Annotated in this window: 2 protein-coding genes; both read left to right on the top strand. The window is 71.6% G+C overall.

Annotated features, from left to right (window positions below):
• A partial coding sequence (locus WBP48_RS05270; protein ID WP_424437135.1) for an MMPL family transporter occupies positions 1-1,766 on the top strand: 1,766 nt, incomplete at its 5' end.
• A partial coding sequence (locus WBP48_RS05265) for a YhgE/Pip domain-containing protein (RefSeq protein ID WP_424437132.1) occupies positions 1,763-3,044 on the top strand: 1,282 nt, incomplete at its 3' end. The genes WBP48_RS05270 and WBP48_RS05265, both read left to right, overlap by 4 nt.

Below are 3,044 nucleotides of genomic sequence, written 5' to 3'. Positions count from 1 at the left end.
CCACCCGCCCGCACCGCGGCTTCGCGGAGCGGTGGGTCACGGGCGTGACGCGGCATCCGGTCGTCACGACGCTCGCGGTCGTCATCGGGCTCGGCATCGTCGCGATCCCCTCGGCGAGCCTGCACCTGGCCCTGCCGAACGCGGGCGTGCAGCCGCCGGAGAGCGAGGCACGGCAGGCGTACGACCTGACCGCCGAGCACTTCGGGCCGGGGTCCAACGGGCCGCTCATCGTCACCGGCACGATCGTCACCTCGACCGACCCGCTCGGGCTCATGGCGGACCTGAAGGACGAGATCGAGCAGATTCCCGGGGTGAAGGAGGTCGCACTCGCAACCCCGAACGAGACCGCCGACACGGGCCTCATCCAGGTGGTGCCAGAGACCGCGCCCGACGACCCCGCGACCGCCGATCTCGTCCGCGAGCTCCGCTCCCACCATGACGACTGGCTCGAGAAGTACGGCGTCGACCTCAAGGTCACCGGCTTCACCGCCGTCGGCATCGACATCTCGGATCGGCTGGGAGCGGCCCTGCTCCCCTTCGGCATCTTCGTCGTCGGGTTGTCGCTCGTGCTGCTGATGATCGTCTTCCGCTCGATCTGGGTGCCGATCAAAGCCGCCGCCGGCTACCTGCTGTCGATCCTCGCCTCGTTCGGTGTCGTCGCAGCCGTGTTCGAGTGGGGCTGGTTCGCCGACCTGCTGCACGTCACGCGCACGGGGCCCGTCATCAGCTTCATGCCGATCATCCTCATGGGAGTCCTCTTCGGACTCGCGATGGACTACGAGGTGTTCCTCGTCTCGCGCATGCGCGAGGACTACGTCCACACCCGCCGCGCGCGAGACGCACGCGCCGACCGGCACACGGCCGTCGGTGCCGTCCGCAGCGGCTTCACGGCCTCGGCCCGCGTCGTCACCGCCGCCGCCGTCATCATGTTCGCCGTCTTCGCCGCGTTCGTCCCCGAAGGCGACAGCTCGATCAAACCGATCGCGCTGGGGCTTGCCGTCGGCATCGCCGTCGACGCGTTCCTCGTCCGCATGACGCTCGTCCCGGCCGTCATGGCCCTCCTCGGCGAGAAGGCGTGGTGGATGCCGGGGTGGCTCGACCGGCTCCTCCCGCACTTCGACATCGAGGGCGAGGCCGTCGAGCGCGAACTGAAACTGGCGGAGTGGCCTGAGCCCGGGTTCACCGGCCCCCTCGCGGCGGACGGACTCACGGTGCGAGCCGACGGCGGCCGCGGCATCGGCGAGGTGGAGCTCTTCGGCGATGCCTCCGTCCGCCTGAACCAGGGCGACACGCTCGTCGTGACGGCATCCGACCCGCGCGCCGGACGTGCCTTCGTGCTCGCGGTCGCGGGCCGCGTCCCACCCAGTGACGGGCGCCTGCGGGTGGCGGGTCACCTGCTGCCCGGCCGGGCGGCGTGGGTACGCGCCCACGTCGGGGTGGCGCTGCTCGACGGGGCCACCGACCCGATGCGAGAACTGCGCCGCGCCCTCGCCGGCGGCACGACTCTCGTCGCGATCGACGGGCTCGACACACTCGCCGGCGCCGACCGTGACCAGGCCGCCGCGCTCCTGCGCGACGCAGCGGTCGCGCTCGACGTCGGCTTCGACGAAAGACACGGTGGGACGCGACCGCTCACGATCATCGCGTCGGCCCGACGCGAAGGCGCCGCTCTCGACATCCTCGCCGACGCGCACCGACCGAGCGTGACCGCGCTCGCCCTCACGACCGGCACCGCCGACCTCCAGACGCAGGTGATCTCCGCATGACTCTTTCCCTCGAACGCGCCCGTTCCCGCAAGCCCGTCACCTGGGCGACGCTGATCGGCATCCTGCTGCTGCCGGTCGTGATCGGCGGCATCCTCGTCGCCGCGCTGTACAACCCCGTCGAACGCCTCGATGCCATGACCGCCGCGATCGTCAACGACGACGAGCCGGTCACCATCGACGGGCAGACGGTACCGCTCGGACGCCAGCTGACGGCGGGCCTCGTCGAAGGCTCGGACGACGTCGCGAGCAACCTGACGTGGACGATCTCGAACAAGACGGATGCCGCCGCGGGCCTGTCTGACGGCACCTACGACGCGGTGATCACGATCCCGACGGGCTTCTCCGCCGCGGCGACCTCGACCGCCCCCGGTGGCGACCCGGAGAAGGCGACGATCCAGGTGTCGACGTCGCCCGACAGCCTCATCGTCGACGACGCCATCACGGCGCAGGTCACGCAGGCCGCCGCCGCCCTGATGGGCGAGCAGCTGTCGAGCGTCTACCTGGAGAACGTCTTCCTCGGGTTCACGACTCTCGGCGACCAACTCGGCACCGCGGCGGATGGCGCACACGAACTGGCCGATGGAGCGGCCTCAGCCGCCGATGGCGCCACCTCCCTCGCCGATGGCGTGCGACAGCTCGCCGATGGAGCAGGGGCGACCGCAGGAGGCGCCGACGCCCTCGCCGACGGCACGCGGCAGCTCGCAGGCGGGACCCAGCAGCTCTCCGACGGACTCGGGCAGCTGTCGTCGAGCGCTGACCGGTACGCCGCCGGTGCGCGGTCCTATGCCGCGGGTGCCCACACCTCGGCCGCCGGCATGAGCACCCTTTCGAGAGGCATGAACCAGCTCGTGGCCCCCAGCGCGCAACTGGCATCTGGTCTGCAGCTCCTGGCCGCGCAGGCACAGGGCATCAGCGTGCCGCAGTCCGTGATCGACGCCGCGAACGCGGCGGCGGCAAACAGTGAGGCGTTGCAGGCGAGCCTCACGGCCACCGCGGCCCGACTGCAACAGCTCGCCGCGGACTGTGAAGCGAACGGCTCCCCCGCCGAGTTCTGCACCGCGCTCACCGATACGGCGAACCGCGCGGAGGAGGCGCTTCCTCAGGTCGACGCGGTCATCGCAGGCTCCGGTCAGATCGGCGCGGGGCTGGAGCAGGTAGCGCAGCTGCCCGACGCCACGGCGCAGCTCGCCGCAGGCGCAGCCGGCATCTCGCAGGGGATCTCCGGTATCGCCGGCGGTCTCGAGCAGGCCACCGCGGGCTCGGCGGACCTCGCCGCCG

This window comes from Microbacterium sp., assembly GCF_049661145.1.
In the GTDB taxonomy this organism is placed as follows: Bacteria; Actinomycetota; Actinomycetes; order Actinomycetales; family Microbacteriaceae; genus Microbacterium.
This window is presented reverse-complemented; position numbering and strand designations above follow the sequence as displayed.